14 protein-coding genes and 6 tRNA genes are annotated in these 15,771 nt (G+C 56.1%); 11 read left to right on the plus strand and 9 right to left on the minus strand.

Annotation, left to right across the window (positions count from 1 at the left end; genetic code table 11):
- The first annotated feature begins 3 nt into the window (after positions 1-3).
- The gene (locus tag ACCC84_RS06435; protein WP_004960204.1) at positions 4-858 is read left to right on the plus strand and encodes an isochorismatase; all 855 of its coding nucleotides are present in this window, start codon (positions 4-6) and stop codon (positions 856-858) included.
- Entirely contained in the window at positions 858-1,613 is a 756-nt protein-coding gene (gene dhbA / locus ACCC84_RS06440; protein WP_198773497.1) for a 2,3-dihydro-2,3-dihydroxybenzoate dehydrogenase, read from the plus strand. Before ACCC84_RS06435 ends, dhbA begins: the two co-directional genes overlap by 1 nt.
- A gap of 165 nt (positions 1,614-1,778) precedes the next feature.
- On the opposite strand, the gene ACCC84_RS06445 is transcribed toward dhbA, so the two are convergent.
- The 4 genes from ACCC84_RS06445 to ACCC84_RS06460 all read right to left on the minus strand — a co-directional run bounded on the left by ACCC84_RS06445 (position 1,779) and on the right by ACCC84_RS06460 (position 2,153).
- Positions 1,779-1,854: transfer RNA gene (locus tag ACCC84_RS06445), tRNA-Lys, on the minus strand.
- A 7-nt stretch (positions 1,855-1,861) separates the two neighbouring features.
- Positions 1,862-1,937: transfer RNA gene (locus ACCC84_RS06450), tRNA-Val, on the minus strand.
- A 39-nt stretch (positions 1,938-1,976) separates the two neighbouring features.
- Positions 1,977-2,052: transfer RNA gene (locus ACCC84_RS06455), tRNA-Val, on the minus strand.
- A 25-nt stretch (positions 2,053-2,077) separates the two neighbouring features.
- Positions 2,078-2,153, minus strand: a tRNA-Val gene (locus ACCC84_RS06460).
- A 292-nt stretch (positions 2,154-2,445) separates the two neighbouring features.
- Between ACCC84_RS06460 and gltX the strand changes: the two genes are divergently transcribed.
- The 3 genes from gltX to ACCC84_RS06475 all read left to right on the plus strand — a co-directional run bounded on the left by gltX (position 2,446) and on the right by ACCC84_RS06475 (position 4,384).
- Complete coding sequence (gene gltX, locus ACCC84_RS06465) at positions 2,446-3,861, plus strand: glutamate--tRNA ligase (RefSeq protein ID WP_198773496.1); 1,416 nt, start codon at positions 2,446-2,448, stop codon at positions 3,859-3,861.
- A 310-nt stretch (positions 3,862-4,171) separates the two neighbouring features.
- Positions 4,172-4,247: transfer RNA gene (locus ACCC84_RS06470), tRNA-Ala, on the plus strand.
- A 61-nt stretch (positions 4,248-4,308) separates the two neighbouring features.
- Positions 4,309-4,384 (plus strand) — tRNA-Ala (locus ACCC84_RS06475).
- Positions 4,385-4,576: 192 nt separating this feature from the next.
- On the opposite strand, the gene ACCC84_RS06480 is transcribed toward ACCC84_RS06475, so the two are convergent.
- A complete protein-coding gene (locus ACCC84_RS06480) occupies positions 4,577-5,764 on the minus strand; it encodes a NupC/NupG family nucleoside CNT transporter (RefSeq protein WP_004960209.1) in 1,188 nt (395 codons plus the stop codon).
- A 380-nt stretch (positions 5,765-6,144) separates the two neighbouring features.
- On the opposite strand from ACCC84_RS06480, the gene ACCC84_RS06485 reads away from it, so the two are divergent.
- Entirely contained in the window at positions 6,145-7,383 is a 1,239-nt protein-coding gene (locus ACCC84_RS06485; RefSeq protein ID WP_004960212.1) for an Nramp family divalent metal transporter, read from the plus strand.
- 46 nt (positions 7,384-7,429) lie between these two features.
- Here ACCC84_RS06485 and ACCC84_RS06490 read toward each other — a convergent pair whose 3' ends face one another.
- Complete coding sequence (locus tag ACCC84_RS06490) at positions 7,430-7,804, minus strand: DUF2502 domain-containing protein (protein WP_371901675.1); 375 nt, start codon at positions 7,802-7,804, stop codon at positions 7,430-7,432.
- A 243-nt stretch (positions 7,805-8,047) separates the two neighbouring features.
- Complete coding sequence (gene mgrA, locus ACCC84_RS06495; protein WP_004960218.1) at positions 8,048-9,037, minus strand: L-glyceraldehyde 3-phosphate reductase; 990 nt, start codon at positions 9,035-9,037, stop codon at positions 8,048-8,050.
- A gap of 247 nt (positions 9,038-9,284) precedes the next feature.
- On the opposite strand from mgrA, the gene ACCC84_RS06500 reads away from it, so the two are divergent.
- Entirely contained in the window at positions 9,285-10,946 is a 1,662-nt protein-coding gene (locus ACCC84_RS06500) for an alpha-keto acid decarboxylase family protein (RefSeq protein ID WP_198773495.1), read from the plus strand.
- On the opposite strand, the gene ACCC84_RS06505 is transcribed toward ACCC84_RS06500, so the two are convergent.
- Entirely contained in the window at positions 10,922-11,809 is an 888-nt protein-coding gene (locus ACCC84_RS06505) for a LysR family transcriptional regulator (RefSeq protein WP_004960227.1), read from the minus strand. The genes ACCC84_RS06500 and ACCC84_RS06505 overlap by 25 nt on opposite strands.
- Before the next feature lie 98 nt (positions 11,810-11,907).
- Between ACCC84_RS06505 and ACCC84_RS06510 the strand changes: the two genes are divergently transcribed.
- Both ACCC84_RS06510 and ACCC84_RS06515 read left to right on the plus strand, forming a co-directional pair.
- Positions 11,908-12,348 carry a multidrug/biocide efflux PACE transporter gene (locus ACCC84_RS06510; protein ID WP_198773494.1) on the plus strand — a complete coding sequence of 147 codons (441 nt, stop codon included), beginning with the start codon at positions 11,908-11,910 and terminating at the stop codon, positions 12,346-12,348.
- A 69-nt stretch (positions 12,349-12,417) separates the two neighbouring features.
- Entirely contained in the window at positions 12,418-13,110 is a 693-nt protein-coding gene (locus tag ACCC84_RS06515; RefSeq protein ID WP_004960232.1) for an aspartate/glutamate racemase family protein, read from the plus strand.
- Positions 13,111-13,116: 6 nt separating this feature from the next.
- Here the strand turns inward: ACCC84_RS06515 and ACCC84_RS06520 are convergent, their stop codons facing one another.
- Entirely contained in the window at positions 13,117-14,370 is a 1,254-nt protein-coding gene (locus ACCC84_RS06520; RefSeq protein WP_198773493.1) for an ion channel protein, read from the minus strand.
- Between ACCC84_RS06520 and ACCC84_RS06525 the strand changes: the two genes are divergently transcribed.
- Both ACCC84_RS06525 and glk read left to right on the plus strand, forming a co-directional pair.
- On the plus strand, positions 14,369-14,638 hold the full coding sequence (locus ACCC84_RS06525) for a hypothetical protein (protein WP_198773492.1): 270 nt from the start codon (positions 14,369-14,371) through the stop codon (positions 14,636-14,638). The genes ACCC84_RS06520 and ACCC84_RS06525 overlap by 2 nt on opposite strands.
- A gap of 81 nt (positions 14,639-14,719) precedes the next feature.
- Positions 14,720-15,685: a glucokinase gene (gene glk, locus ACCC84_RS06530; protein ID WP_198773514.1), complete on the plus strand. Its 966-nt coding sequence runs from the start codon at positions 14,720-14,722 to the stop codon at positions 15,683-15,685.
- The last annotated feature ends 86 nt before the right edge of the window (positions 15,686-15,771 follow it).

A 15,771-nucleotide genomic window follows, 5' to 3' on the forward strand; every position in this document is an offset into this window, starting at 1 on the left:
ACGATGGCCATTCCTAAACTTAATGATTATGCGCTGCCAACGGCAGCTGAAATGCCGGCCAACAAGGTCAACTGGGCGTTCGAACCACAACGCGCCGCGCTGCTGATCCACGATATGCAGCAGTATTTCCTGAATTTTTGGGGCGAGGACAGCGCGCTGATCAAGCAGGTGGTGGACAACATCGCCAACCTGCGTCGCTATTGCAAGGCACAAGGTATTCCAGTGTTTTATACCGCACAACCCAATGAGCAGAGCGCCGAAGATCGCGCATTGTTGAATGACATGTGGGGGCCGGGGCTGAACAAACATCCGGAACAGCAGGCGGTGGTGGCCGCGCTGGCGCCGGACGCTGACGATACCGTATTGGTGAAATGGCGTTACAGCGCCTTCCATCGCTCGCCGCTGCAAGACATTTTGCAGGAGTCAGGCCGCGATCAACTGATTATTTGCGGTGTGTATGCGCACATCGGCTGCCTGACAACGGCAATTGACGCCTTTATGCGCAACATCAAGCCATTTATGGTGGCCGATGGGTTGGCGGACTTTTCCCGCGATGAACACTTAATGGCGCTGCGCTACACTGCCGGTCGCTGCGGGCGGGTGGTGGCTACCGCCGATCTGCTGCCGGGCATCGCCAGCAAGGATGCGCTGCGTCAGCAGATACTGCCGCTATTGGACGAAGACAGTGACGATATGGCCAACGACGAAAACCTGATCGACTATGGTCTGGATTCGGTGCGTATCATGGAACTGGCGACTCGCTGGCGCAAGATCCGCAGCGATATCGATTTTATCGCGCTGGCGAAAAGCCCAACCATCGACAGTTGGTGGGCGTTGCTTTCCGGGGAGAAGGCGTGATGAGCGGGTGGGATTTTAACGGCAAACGGGTGTGGGTAACCGGCGCCGGTGCCGGTATCGGTCTGCAAACCGCGCTGGACTTTGTTGCTGCCGGGGCGGAGGTGGTGGGGTTTGATCTGCGGTTTGATCAGCGGGAGTATCCGTTCCGCTGCGAAGTGCTGGATATTGCCGACGGTGAGGCGGTGGATGGCGTTTGTACCCGCCTGTTGGCAGAGCAGGGGGAGTTGGATGTGTTGGTCAACGGCGCGGGTATTTTGCGTATGGGGCTGACCGATGCAACCAGTTCGGCGGACTGGATGGCATGCCTCAATGTCAATGCCGGCGGGGCGTTTAACATGTTCCGCCATGCATTGCCGGTATTTCGCCGTCAGCGGCGCGGCGCGATCGTCAGCATTGCTTCCAATGCGGCGCATGTACCGCGCGTAGGCATGGCGGCATATTGCGCCTCAAAGGCCGCATTGCGCAGCCTGTGCCAAACCGTGGGTCTGGAAATGGCCGAGTTCGGCGTGCGATCGAACATGGTATCGCCGGGTTCAACCAATACGCCGATGCAGCGCGGCATGTGGCAGGATGAAACCGGCGAGCAGAAGACCATTCAAGGCTTCCCGCAGCAGTTTAAACTCGGTATTCCGTTGGGGAAAATAGCGCAGCCGCAGGAAGTCTCTAACGCGATTCTGTTTCTGGCGTCGGATCTGGCCAGCCATATTACCATGCAGGATATTGTGATTGACGGTGGCGCAACGCTGGCGGCCTGATGCCGGCGTGGTGATGGGATAATCAAGGCGCTGCGTGCAGCGCCTTATTGTTGTCTGGTGTATAAATGAAAAGAAGCGCCTAAAGAGAGCGGTTAGTAGGTCGGCGTTCGAGATTACGCCGAGCTTAAATGCAAAAAAAGCGCCTAAAGGCGCTTTTTTCTTAATTGGTGGGTCGTGCAGGATTCGAACCTGCGACCAATTGATTAAAAGTCAACTGCTCTACCAACTGAGCTAACGACCCGCAGAAGTGGTGGGTGATGACGGGCTCGAACCGCCGACCCCCTCCGTGTAAAGGAGATGCTCTACCAACTGAGCTAATCACCCACTTCAGGACTTCCGGATACTGCATCAGCGAGAGAATGATGGTGGGTGATGACGGGCTCGAACCGCCGACCCCCTCCGTGTAAAGGAGATGCTCTACCAACTGAGCTAATCACCCTCATTTTTCTCACTGCTTAACAAGATGGTGGGCGATGACGGGCTCGAACCGCCGACCCCCTCCGTGTAAAGGAGATGCTCTACCAACTGAGCTAATCGCCCCGTCTTGTTGGAGTCGCATTATAGGGATAGTTGAAAGTGAGTCAACGGTTTTTAAAATGATTTCAATCGTTCGCCGCAAATTTAAACAGGATGCGATATTTATCGCCAGCGCTGCCGTTTCTTTGCTCATTGTTATGTGAAAAACGGCGTAACATTGATGAAATAGCACCGGCTGATGCCGTGTCGGCGTTGAGGAATTAGCACGTGGTGATACAATGTTGCCCACTTTTTTCAATTCCGAGCAATCGTCGGCACCCGCTGACACGCGTTGCGTAATAAGGCAGTGATCCCAATGAAAATCAAAACCCGTTTTGCACCGAGCCCAACCGGCTACCTGCACGTCGGCGGCGCGCGTACTGCGCTTTATTCCTGGCTGTTCAGTCGCCACGCCGGCGGCGAGTTCGTTCTGCGCATCGAAGATACCGATCTGGAGCGTTCCACCCAGGATGCTATCGACGCCATTATGGATGGGATGAACTGGCTGAACCTGGATTGGGATGAAGGCCCGTATTATCAGACCAAACGTTTCGATCGCTACAACGGCGTGATTGACGAGATGCTCGAGCAGGGCACCGCTTACCGTTGCTACTGCTCCAAAGAGCGTTTGGAAGCGCTGCGCGAAAAACAGATGGAAAACGGCGAAAAGCCGCGTTACGACGGTCACTGCCGCGACAGCCAGTGCAGCCACACCGCCGATGAGCCACACGTGGTGCGTTTCCGTAACCCGCAAGATGGTGCGGTGATTTTCGACGATCAAATCCGCGGGCCAATCGAATTCAGCAACCAGGAACTGGATGATTTGATCATCCGGCGTACCGACGGTTCACCGACCTACAATTTCTGCGTGGTGGTCGACGACTGGGATATGGAAATCACTCACGTGATCCGTGGCGAAGACCATATCAATAACACGCCGCGCCAGATCAACATCCTGAAGGCGCTGGGTGCGCCAGTGCCGGAATACGCGCACGTATCGATGATCCTGGGTGATGACGGCAAAAAGCTGTCCAAACGTCACGGCGCGGTCGGCGTAATGCAATACCGCGATGATGGCTACCTGCCTGAAGCGTTGCTGAACTATCTGGTGCGTCTGGGCTGGTCCCATGGCGATCAGGAAATCTTCACCATTGATGAAATGAAGCAGTTCTTCTCGCTGAATGACATCAGCAAGTCCGCCAGCGCCTTCAACACCGAAAAGCTGCAATGGTTAAACCATCACTACATTAACCATATGCCGGCGGAACAGGTGGCAGTGCATCTGGCATGGCACGTTGAACAGCAGGGCATCGAAACGCGCAACGGACCGGAACTGAAGGATATCGTCAAACTGCTGGGCGAGCGTTGCAAGACGCTGAAGGAAATGGCCGCTGCCTGCCGCTATTTCTACGAAGACTTCAGCGAGTTTGATGCCGATGCGGCGAAGAAACATTTGCGGCCGGTGGCTCGCCAGCCGTTGGAAGCGGTGCGCGTCAATCTGGCTGCCATCACCGAATGGACGCCGGAAAATGTGCATAACGCCATTCAGGGCACGGCAGATCAACTGGGTGTTGGCATGGGCAAAGTGGGCATGCCATTACGCGTGGCCGTCACCGGCGCCGGTCAGTCGCCGGGCATGGACGTTACCGTTCATGCCATCGGCCAGGCGCGCAGCCTGAAGCGTATCGATCAGGCACTGGCCTATATTGCCGAGCGCGAAGCGCAGGCCTGATAGCCGTATCTGGTGCCAGGCAGCGACTGGGTTGCCTTTTGCTCAGGCCTTTCGGCCGGGTGAGCTGGCAGTAATCAGACGTCTAGCCTGCGATTGCTCGTCCATACACAGCCCCGCGAGGAGATTCGCGGGGTTTTTTTATGCCGGATGATTGCCGAGTTTTTCAGCGCTTCAGGGCGTTTTGTAGCGATAAACGTGCTGATTTGGCGGCTTTTTCAGCGCTTGATCGAGTAATGCAAATTAGCCGTTGACAGGGTTTGCCGGGTTTCATATTATGCGCCCCGTTCACGGCACAAAGTGTTTGTGGAATGGGGCTATAGCTCAGCTGGGAGAGCGCTTGCATGGCATGCAAGAGGTCGACGGTTCGATCCCGTCTAGCTCCACCAACCTTTATCTCAGTAAGGTTGGTTGATACCGTAACGCCGGTTAATGCGTACCACATTTTGTGGGGCTATAGCTCAGCTGGGAGAGCGCTTGCATGGCATGCAAGAGGTCAGCGGTTCGATCCCGCTTAGCTCCACCACCATTTAAAAAGCCGACCTCTGGGTCGGCTTTTTGCTTTTCTGCTGTCTGGCTCACGACGCTGGCGGAACGCGATGGCATCACGCGCCATTGCCTGCCGAACGGTTCAGGAATCTCAATCCTCTGCGACAGGCATAAAAAATGCCGCTCAGCGTCAACTGAGCGGCATGGGAGGCTTGACGGTGGGCTAGGCTTAGCCCAGAACCAGGCCGGCGATCGACGCGGACAGAATGCTCACCAGCGTAGAGCCGTACACCAGTTTCAGGCCGAAGCGCGAAACCACGTTGCCCTGATGCTCGTTCAAGCCCTTAATCGCACCGGCAACGATACCGATAGAAGAGAAGTTGGCGAAGGACACCAGGAATACCGACAGAATGCCCAGACTGCGTGGCGACAGTTCAGCCGAGACTTTCTGCAATTCCATCATCGCCACGAATTCGTTGGAAACCAGTTTGGTCGCCATGATGCTGCCAACCTGCAGCGCTTCGTGTTTAGGGATACCCATAATCCAGGCAAATGGATAGAAGAAGTAGCCGAGGATCTCCTGGAAGCTCAGACCGAAGATGGCGCTGAACAGGCCGTTGAGTGCGGCGATCAGGGCGATAAAGCCGATCAGCATTGCGGCAACGATTATTGCAACTTTAAAACCTGCCAGAATATATTCACCCAGCATTTCAAAGAAGCTTTGGCCTTCATGCAGATTGCCGAGGTGCAGTTCTTCTTCGCTACTGGTGTCGTACGGGTTGACCAACGACAGCACGATAAAGGTACTGAACATGTTGAGCACCAGCGCCGCTACCACGAATTTGGCATCCAGCATGGTCATGTAGGCGCCGACGATCGACATGGAGACCGTCGACATCGCGGTTGCCGCCATGGTGTACATGCGCTTTTCCGACATCTTGCCCAGAATGTCTTTATAGGCAATAAAGTTTTCCGACTGACCGAGAATCAGTGAGCTGACGGCGTTGAATGACTCCAGCCTGCCCATACCGTTTACCTTGGACAGGACGGTACCGATGATGCGGATCACAAATGGCAGCACCTTGATGTATTGCAGTATGCCAATCAGCGCAGAAATGAACACGATAGGGCACAGTACCTTCAGGAAGAAGAACGCCAACCCTTTGTCGCCCATACCGCCGAAGACAAAATCAGTCCCTTGTCCTGCAAATCCGAGGAGTTTATCAAACAGGGCGGCGAACCCTTTGACGAAGCCCAGGCCCGCTTCCGAATGCAGGAAAAAGTAGGCCAATAATACTTCGATAACCAATAATTGAATAACATAGCGAATGCGGATGCTTTTGCGATCGCGGCATACCAGCAATGCCAAAATCGTTACCACCACTAACGCCAACGCAAAGTGCGCAATATGGGACATGTTTGCTCCAAATTTGAGGCAGGCTGAATTTCGGTTGTCATTCTATGTAACGCTGCGTTTAAAAACGAGACTTCGATTGCAAATATAGAAACTGATAGTGGGATTCTTCTTAAAGTAGTCCAGTAAAGCACTCCAAATCAAGATGTTAATAATTTTGCCCATTGGTAGCATTTTTGTGCTAATTTGATTATCAGGCGTACTTCGTTCTGTTTCTGGTCAACGCCAGCGGCAAGAAACTTGTTGAAATAGCTGCGATATGTTCGTAAAGCCTTCGTCGCCGTCTATCACAGGGATAAGCATCACCTCTCTAAATGCAATTGATAATTATTATCATTTTGCTATGATTACGGTAAGCTTAATATGAGTAAGGGCTAAACGATATGTTGAACAGCCGTGCGGTTACTTCTACCTCCACCAACCGCCCGTCCAGGAAGATCAAACTTTCTTTGATGGGCCCGGCGTTTATCGCCGCCATCGGCTATATCGATCCCGGTAACTTTGCCACCAACATCCAATCCGGCGCTTCCTTTGGCTACAAACTGTTGTGGGTAGTGGTGTGGGCCAACATCATGGCGATGTTAATCCAGCTATTGTCTGCCAAGCTCGGCATCGCCACTGGCAAGAACCTGGCCGAACATATCCGCGACCGTTTTCCGCGGCCGGCAGTATGGGCCTATTGGGTTCAGGCGGAAATCATCGCCATGGCTACGGATTTGGCCGAATTTATCGGTGCGGCGATCGGCTTTAAACTGCTGCTCGGCGTCACCCTGCTTGAAGGCGCGGTGCTGACCGGTATCGCCACCTTCCTGATCCTGATGCTGCAAAAACGTGGGCAGAAACCGCTGGAACTGGTGATCGGCGGCCTGCTGCTGTTCGTTGCCGCCGCCTACATCGTCGAGCTGGTATTCTCGCAGCCGCAGTTGAGCGGGCTTATCAAAGGCATGGCCATTCCCGACCTGCCTAACGGCGATGCGGTGTTTCTGGCGGCCGGCGTGCTTGGCGCCACCATTATGCCGCACGTGATCTATCTGCACTCTTCGTTGACGCAAACCGCCGGTAAAAATTCGCAGGCGGAACGTTATGCATCAACCAAGGTAGACGTGGCGATTGCCATGACCATCGCCGGTTTTGTCAACCTGGCGATGATGGCTACCGCCGCTGCGGCATTCCACTTTAGCGGCCATAGCGGCATCGCCGATCTTGATCAAGCCTACCTGACCTTGCAACCGTTGCTGGGGCACGCCGCTGCAACGGTATTCGGTCTTAGCCTGGTGGCGGCGGGACTCTCTTCCACCGTGGTTGGCACGTTGGCGGGGCAGGTGGTCATGCAGGGGTTCGTGCGTTTCTATATTCCACTGTGGGTGCGGCGCGTGGTGACCATGCTGCCGTCGTTTATCGTGATCCTGCTGGGTATGGATGCTACGCGTATCCTGGTGCTCAGCCAGGTGTTGTTGAGCTTTGGTATCGCGTTAGCGTTGGTACCACTGCTGCGTTTCACCGGCAACCGGGAACTGATGGGGGATCTGGTTAACAGTAGATCCATACAGAATATCGGGTGGCTGATCGTATTGATCGTGGTGGGGCTGAATGGCTATCTGCTGGTAAGCAGTCTGTTCTAACCGCTTGGCGCTAGCTGAAAGGGCGCGAAATCGCGCCCTTTTGCATTTAATCGTCGTCGTGTTCGTGATGACGGTGCTTGTGTTTATGATGCTTTTTATAATGGTGCTTATCGTATTTGCGATAGCGACCATCATGGTAATAGTAATTTTTGCGCCAGTAGTCGCCGTCACGCCAGCGATAGCCGTCCCAGTAATATCCCCGGCGGCTGCGTTCGCCCTGATAACGCCCACGGTGGTTTTCCCACCAGTCACGATCGCGCCAGTCATGGCCATCCCAATAATTGCCGCGTCGATCCTGATCGCCTATGCGTAATGAAACGCCGGGCATCAAATCAATGTTGAGGCCTTCGGCCTGCGCCTGTTGCGCCAGTGGGGCTGTGGTTGCCACTAAGATAGCGGCCAGTAGCAGAGGTTTAAACATGCTTTCTCCTGTTGGCGGCTCACCGTGCAAAAATTCCCGTATGCCCGTCACGCGTAGCCTGTGCTCGCTTGATGCCCTGCGGGGAGGTAAACCGGCCTTATAGTTAATCTGTCAGCATGTTATCGCTATCGACGTATAAAGAATCTGAGGGAGATTCTGAAAACCACGCTGTGGCAACGAATTAAGATTTATCTAAAGTAAAATCACACCCCGGCAGGCGTTAGAACGACGGGGTGTAATCGCTTACAGAAGAATGGCGTCGATTGCGGCGATTTCCTGTGGGCTGAAGTTGCGATTGGCCAGCATGCCGACCGCATCTTCTATTTGGCTGGTTTTACTGGCGCCGATCAACACCGAGGTCACACGATCGTTACGCAGCACCCAGGCCAGCGCCATCTGAGACAGCTTTTGTCCACGCTGCTCGGCCAATGCATTGAGACGGCGCACTTTTGCCAGCTTTTCTTCGGTCAGTTGCTCTGGCTGGAGGAACTTGCTGTCGCCGGCAGCCCGCGAATCTTGCGGTATGCCGTGCAAATAGCGGTCGGTCAGCACGCCGCCCGCCAGCGGAGAAAAGGCAATGGACCCCACGCCATGGTCAGCCAGCGTGTCCAGCAGCTCCGCTTCAATACTGCGCTCGAACATTGAGTATCTGGGCTGGTGGATCACACAGGGCGTGCCAAGCTGTTGCAGCAGGGCGAATGCCTCACGTGCCCGTTCAGCCGGATAATTCGACAGGCCGACATACAGCGCCTTGCCTTGCCGCACCAGTAAATCCAGCGCCGCCATGGTTTCTTCCAGCGGCGTATCGGGATCCGGTCGGTGATGATAAAAGATATCCACATAATCCAGCCCCAGCCGTTGCAGGCTTTGATCGAGGCTGGCGACCAGGTATTTTTTTGAACCCCAGTCGCCATACGGGCCTGGCCACATGGTGTAACCGGCTTTTGATGACACGATCAGTTCATCGCGATAGGCGCGCAGATCGGCATGCAGGATGCGGCCAAAAACCGCTTCGGCAGAGCCGGGGGGCGGCCCGTAGTTATTGGCCAGATCAAAATGGGTAATGCCCAGATCGAACGCGCGGCGCACCAGGTTGCGAGCGTTGTCATACAGCGAGTTATCGCCAAAGTTATGCCATAAGCCCAATGATATCGCTGGCAATTTCAGTCCGCTGCGTCCGCAGCGTCGGTATTCCATGGTGTGATAACGGGAAGCATCTGCCTGATAAACCATATCAATCTCTGCCTTGAAGGGAGGGGGACATGTTTTAGTGTATGCGTTTTCACCACGATTGCCTGCGGTCCGGATCACGTTAACTTGCGCGGAGATAACGTGGATTAATGCTCAGGTCGTGCTGCCTGATGCCGGTGCAACCATGTAAAGTAGGGTTTCCAAGTGGTTATTTGCCATAAAGCTCGAAATTTCGCCGGGATATTCAATACTAAATACTAATATTCCTATCATCGGGCAGGTAAATATCATGAGTAAGAATTATACGGTGGCTAACTATCTTCTCGACCGATTGGCGCAGATGGGTATTCGCCATTTGTTTGGCGTGCCCGGTGATTACAATTTACAGTTTCTCGATCATGTGATCGATCATCCGCAGGTGACCTGGGTTGGTTGCGCCAATGAGCTTAATGCGGCATATGCAGCGGATGGTTATGCCCGCTGCAAACCCGCTGCCGCGATGCTGACTACTTTTGGCGTGGGTGAACTCAGCGCGATCAACGGCGTTGCCGGCAGTTATGCGGAATATCTGCCGGTGATTCATATTGTCGGCGCCCCCACGCTGCGTTGCCAGCGCAGTGGGGAACTGTTGCATCATTCGCTGGGTGACGGCGATTTTGGCCATTTTGCCCGCATGGCCAAAGAGGTCACCATTGCGCAGGCCAGCCTGACGGCGGCCAATGCCGAAGCAGAAATCGATCGGCTGCTGACCACCGCGCTGTTTGAGCGTCGGCCGGTGTATCTGCTCTTGCCAAGCGATGTGGCGCAGGCTCCGCTGGCTTCACGCCCGGCGCCGTTGATGCTGCGACAGCCCAATCTGTCCGCCGCATCGTTGCAGGCCTTTGTCAAGGCGGCGCGCGTACAGTTGCAAGCCGCACAGCGGGTATCGCTGTTGGCGGATTTTCTCGCCGATCGTTTTGGCGCGCAGCAAGCTCTGAGCCAATGGATGCAGGAAGTTTCAATTCCTCATGCCACGCTGCTAATGGGCAAAAGCGTGTTGGATGAAACCCACGCCGCTTTTACCGGCACCTATGCCGGTGCAGCCAGTGCCCCGCCGGTCAAGCAGTTGATCGAAGGCGCTGATGCGATCATCAGTATCGGTGTGCGTTTAACTGACACCATTACCGCCGGATTTAGCCACAGTTTGCCAGCGGACAAATGCATTGATATCCAACCGTTTGAAGCACGCGTCGGCCAGCAGGTATTCAGTCAGATCCCGATGCGCGATGCGGTGATCGCGCTGCATCAGTTAACGCTGTCGCTGTGTCGGCACTGGACATTACCCGTCATTGCGCGCACGCCATTGCCACAATCGCATGGCGGCGGGCTCGATCAGCATGGTTTCTGGCAGCAGGTGCAGGATTTTCTGCGTCCCGGCGATATCGTGCTGGCGGAACAGGGCACCGCCAGTTTTGGCGCTGCGGCGCTGACGTTGCCACAGGGTTGCCATTTTATCGTGCAGCCGCTGTGGGGCTCGATCGGCTATACCCTGCCGGCGGCGTTTGGCGCGCAGACTGCGGAGCCGGAGCGTCGAGTAATATTGCTGATAGGCGATGGTTCAGCCCAGTTGACGGCTCAGGAGTTGGGGTCGATGCTGCGTGATGGGCAAAAGCCGATCGTCTTCCTGCTGAATAATGATGGTTATACCGTCGAGCGCGCCATTCATGGGCCAGAGCAGCGTTATAACGATATCGCCGCCTGGAACTGGACGTTGTTACCGCAGGCGATGGGCGATGGACAGCGCGTGAAGACGTTGCGCGTTAGTGAACCAGAGTCGTTACGCGCTGCGCTGAGTGAGGTGAACGACTGCGATCGGCTGGCATTCATCGAGGTGATATTGCCGAAGATGGACATCCCGGAACTGCTCGACAGCGTGTCTCGGGCCATTCAGGTGCGTAATGCCGCCGCCTGATCCTCGGCGCTTTCCTGCAGGCGCTCCAGTAGCCAAAACCCCGCCGGTCCCGGTGGGGTAAGACGTGACCACACCGCGTCGACCGAAATGCGCATTGGCCAGCCGCGCAACGGCAACGGCTGCAAACGCTCCTGACCGTACTGCCTGACCAGCCAGTGCGGCAAAATCGCCCAGCCGAAGCCTTGCTCCGCCATTTCCAGCAGCATCAGATAACTTGGCGCCGACCACACGCGTCCCTGCGGTTTGTTGGCATTGGCAGAATAGGTGTTGAGATACAGCTGGCGGTCGCTGGCCAATTGTTCCTGCGAAACCGTCTCAAGCTGTGCCAAGGGGTGATCGCGAGCGACAAAAATCCCCATTTCGGTTTGCTCTGGCAGGCGGGCTACCGCGATATCCGGCGGGTAGGCCGGCTGTACCGCCAGCATGCCAAGATGCGCCCGGCCGCTCTGTAACAGCTCCAGTACGTCACCGCCTTCGGCAATCATGCACTCCAGCTCAATGTCCTGATAACGACGCTCAAAATGCCGCATCAAACTGTCGTGATGATTGGGTTGATAAGTGTCGGAAAAGACGATCGTCAAGCGGGGTTCAATGCGATCGGCCAGGCGGATACTTAACGCATCCAACCGTTCGCTGGCGGCGAGGATCTCTTGCACGTGACCCAGCACTTTACGCCCGGCGGCGGTAAGCACCGGCTGACGAGCCTGCCTGTCGAACAGCGTCAGGCCAAGGTCAGCTTCCAGATTGGCGATCGCGGTGCTGATGGTGGACTGGCTTTTGCGCAGCTTGCGCGCAGCGGCGGAAAACGACCCCAGCGCGGCTGCTTCGACAAATGCCTGTAATGCTTCCGGTGAATAATGCATGAAGTATCTATTTTATCGATGGAACCTATTTTTAATCTACGGTAAAAGTCGATGATAATCACCTGACTTTTTCATAAACAATCAATGTCAGGTGATATATGCAATTGCAAAACAAGTCTTTCGCTGAACGCGTGGTGCATGCGGTAGGGTTTGAGGCGATCGCGGTGATGATTTGCGCGCCGATCGGTGCATGGTTGATGAACCGTTCGATGATGCAGGTAGGGGCGCTGGCGGTGATGCTGTCCAGCGTCGCCATGCTGTGGAATATGATTTATAACACCGTCTTTGACCGTCTGTGGCCGGTAAACCGGGTGCTGCGTACTCTGAAGGTGCGTGCATTGCACGCGTTCGGGTTCGAAGCCGGCTTTGTGCTGATTGGCGTGCCGATTGCCGCGTTTATGCTAAACCTGACGCTGGTCCAGGCATTTATGCTGGAACTGGGTTTTTTCCTGTTCTTCCTGCCGTATACCATGGCCTATAACTGGTTGTATGACACTTTGCGTCAGCGTTGGGTCGACACTCGTCTGGCGGTGAAATAAGCTATCGTCAACGCGCTGCCGCGCGGATAAGGTTGGTCACATGTAGCGCGTAGCCGTGAGGAGAAACCAATGAAAGTGCTGGGTTTGCTGGGAGGAATGAGCTGGGAATCCACCATTCCGTACTACCGGATGATCAACGAGCAGGTCAAGCAGCAACTGGGCGGCCTGCATTCAGCCAGGCTGGTGCTGTACAGCGTCGATTTCCATGAGATTGAACGTCTGCAACATCAGGGAGACTGGCAAGGCGCCGGGCAACTGTTGGCGGCGGCGGCAGTCTCGCTGCGTGCTGCTGGCGCAGAAGCCATCGTCATCTGTACCAACACCATGCACAAAGTGGCAGATGTCATTGAGCAGGCCAGCGGCTTACCGCTGATCCACATCGCCGATGCCACCGCATTGCAGGTACGTCAACAAGATATGCGCCGCGTCGGGCTGTTGGGCACGCGCTTTACCATGGAACAGGATTTTTATCGTGGGCGCCTGCAGGCGCGCTTTGGCATCGAGGTGGTGACGCCGGTGTCCGCCGATCGCGACATTATCCACCGTATTATTTACGACGAACTGTGTTTGGGGAAAATCAGCGCCGCTTCGCGTGACGAATACCGGCGGATCATCGGCAATCTGGAGCTTCAGGGCGCACAGGGCATTATCTTCGGCTGTACCGAAATCGGCCTGCTGGTTAATGCACAGGACGCCTCGGTGCCGGTATTCGACACCACGGAAATTCATGCCCGCGCGGCGGCGGATTACGCGCTGGCCTGAGCGCACCTATTCATCGTGCTCGCGCGGCGGGCGCGGCTGCGAGATCAGCATCAGCGGCTTGCCCGCCAGTATCAGCCAGGCGGGCAGCATAACCATGCACAACACCGGCAGCAGATGCAGATCCGGTACCACTGCCGCAGCCATAAACAGGCTGAGCCATCCGTCACGTGAAACCACCAGCACCAGCCCCATAATAGCGCAGGAAACGGTGATGGCCGCCGGCACCGCCGGTACGTGTTGATGCAGCATCAGGCCAAGCGCAACGCCGATAAACACCGCGGGGAAGATCCGTCCGCCGCGAAAACCGCTGGCTGCGGCAATCACCAACGCCGCCAGCTTGGTCAGAGTGACGATCAGCAGCGTGCTGACGGTAACATCGTCGCCGGCCGCCAGACGCTTCATTTCGTCTACCCCTTTGAACAGCGTAACGTCGCCGCCGATCAGTCCCAGCATGCCCAGCAGAAAGCCAGCCAATCCCAGCGCCAATACCGGGTGCTTCAACGAATGGAACATCCGATGCAGATGCGGGAAGCACCATAGCGCCGCCATACCGAGCGCGATGGCGATCAGCGCCACCACTGCGCCGCTGAAGATATCCGCCAGGCGCGTGACGTCATAGGGTGCCAATTGCAGAGAAAAATCGGGGGTGAAGAACAGTTGCGTAGTCACTGCGCCGGCCGCTGCCGCCATTAGCGGGGCGAACAGCCGATCCCACAACGGAACATCGCCGCTGCTGGCCAACATTTGCGAGAAAACCAGCGCCGCCGCCACTGGCGTGCCGAACAGGGCGCCGATAGTGCCGGCCGCCGCCAGGATAATCCAGTCCACCTGCGGGACTTTTGGCAGCAGGCGAGCGCCGAGTGCCGCTGCCAGTGCAATATTGATGGCGGTGATCGGGTTTTCCGGCCCCAGACTGACGCCGCCGGCCAAACCCGCCAGCAACGCCAATAGCAGCCCGGGAATGGCCGACAACGGGATCGGCAAGCCGATCAGCGATTCGGTGGCCGGATCCGGGCCGGCATGGCCGGGCATATAGCGAATAATCAACCCGACGGCAACGCCGGTGAGCGTCAGTACGCCAAGGGTCCACCATGGCGAATGCACATCCACGTTAAGCAGGGCGGGCAGCCGTGACCACAGGGTATTTTGTAGCGCGGCGGCCACTCTCATCACCAGAATAAGCACCAGACTGGCGGCAGAGCCGATAATAATGGCAGGCAGAGCAAAGGTCAGCATTGTCGTGGCGCGCGGATGCAGCATGCAGGGATCCCTTGTCAATAAACCCTGCGTCGCAGGGGGAGATGATTGGGTGATGATTGAGTGCACCAGCCTTCGCTGTGCGCAGCAAGCAGCGTCAACGGATGGTTATATAGGCTGTTTTCAGGCATTTTGCCAACCCCGGTCGCCGCTGAACAGCCGCCAAGACGCGTTTTTTGCCGCAATTTGTTTCAACGTGCAGGAAAATCGGCCAAACGGCCTGGCTGAAACGTTTTTTGTGATCAAGATCGCTATTGGCCGGTTAGCGTAACGATGACGATTGTTGTTTTCTCGGCGGGATTTTACAGTGAGTGCAGTTTGCTATTTGCCCTTAAATTTTGCGGAGAAAACACTGATGACCTATGCCCTCGTAGGTGATGTTGGCGGTACCAATGCCCGCCTGGCGCTGTGCACTGTCGCGACGGGTGAAATTACCCAGGCGAAAACCTATTCCGGCCTGGAGTTCGACAGCCTCGAAGCGGTGATTCGCCAATATCTGGTCGAACACCAGGCCGAAGTACAGGATGCCTGCATCGCCATAGCCTGCCCGGTGACCGACGATTGGGTGGCGATGACCAACCATAGCTGGGCGTTTTCCATCAAAGAGATGAAGGCCAATCTGGGGCTGAACCATCTGGAAGTGATCAACGATTTTACCGCAGTCTCCATGGCGATCCCGATGCTGACCGCCGACGACGTGATGCAGTTTGGCGGCGGTCAGGCGCAGCAGGACAAGCCGATTGCGGTGTACGGTGCCGGTACCGGGCTGGGCGTGGCGCACCTGGTACAGGTTGACCGCCGTTGGCTGAGCCTGCCGGGTGAGGGCGGCCATGTCGACTTTGCGCCCAACAGCGAAGAGGAAGACATCATTCTGGAGGTATTGCGTGCCGAAGTGGGCCATGTTTCTGCCGAACGGGTGCTGTCTGGACCGGGGCTGGTCAATTTGTACCGCGCGATCGTCAAGGCGGACGATCGTATGCCGGAAAATCTGGCGCCGAAGGACGTGACCGAGCGCGCGTTAGCCGACAGCTGCACGGATTGCCGCCGCGCGTTGTCGCTGTTTTGCGTGATCCTTGGGCGCTTTGGCGGCAACCTGGCATTGAGTCTTGGCACCTTTGGCGGCGTGTATATCGCCGGCGGTATCGTGCCGCGCTTTATGGAATTTTTCAAAGCGTCCGGCTTCCGTACGGCGTTTGAGGATAAGGGGCGCTTTAAGGACTATGTGCACGACATTCCGGTGTTTATGATCACCCACGCACAGCCGGGGTTGCTGGGTGCTGGCGCTCACCTGCGGCAAACGCTGGGGATGCGTCTGTAGTCACAGGGGCTGACAGGTTCCTCCTGGTGTTATCCTCTATCAGCAAACAGCCGGTCAGCATCACTGACCGGCTGTTTGCTGTTGAT

The organism is Serratia odorifera, assembly GCF_041448735.1.
Classification (GTDB): Bacteria; Pseudomonadota; Gammaproteobacteria; order Enterobacterales; family Enterobacteriaceae; genus Serratia_F; species Serratia_F odorifera.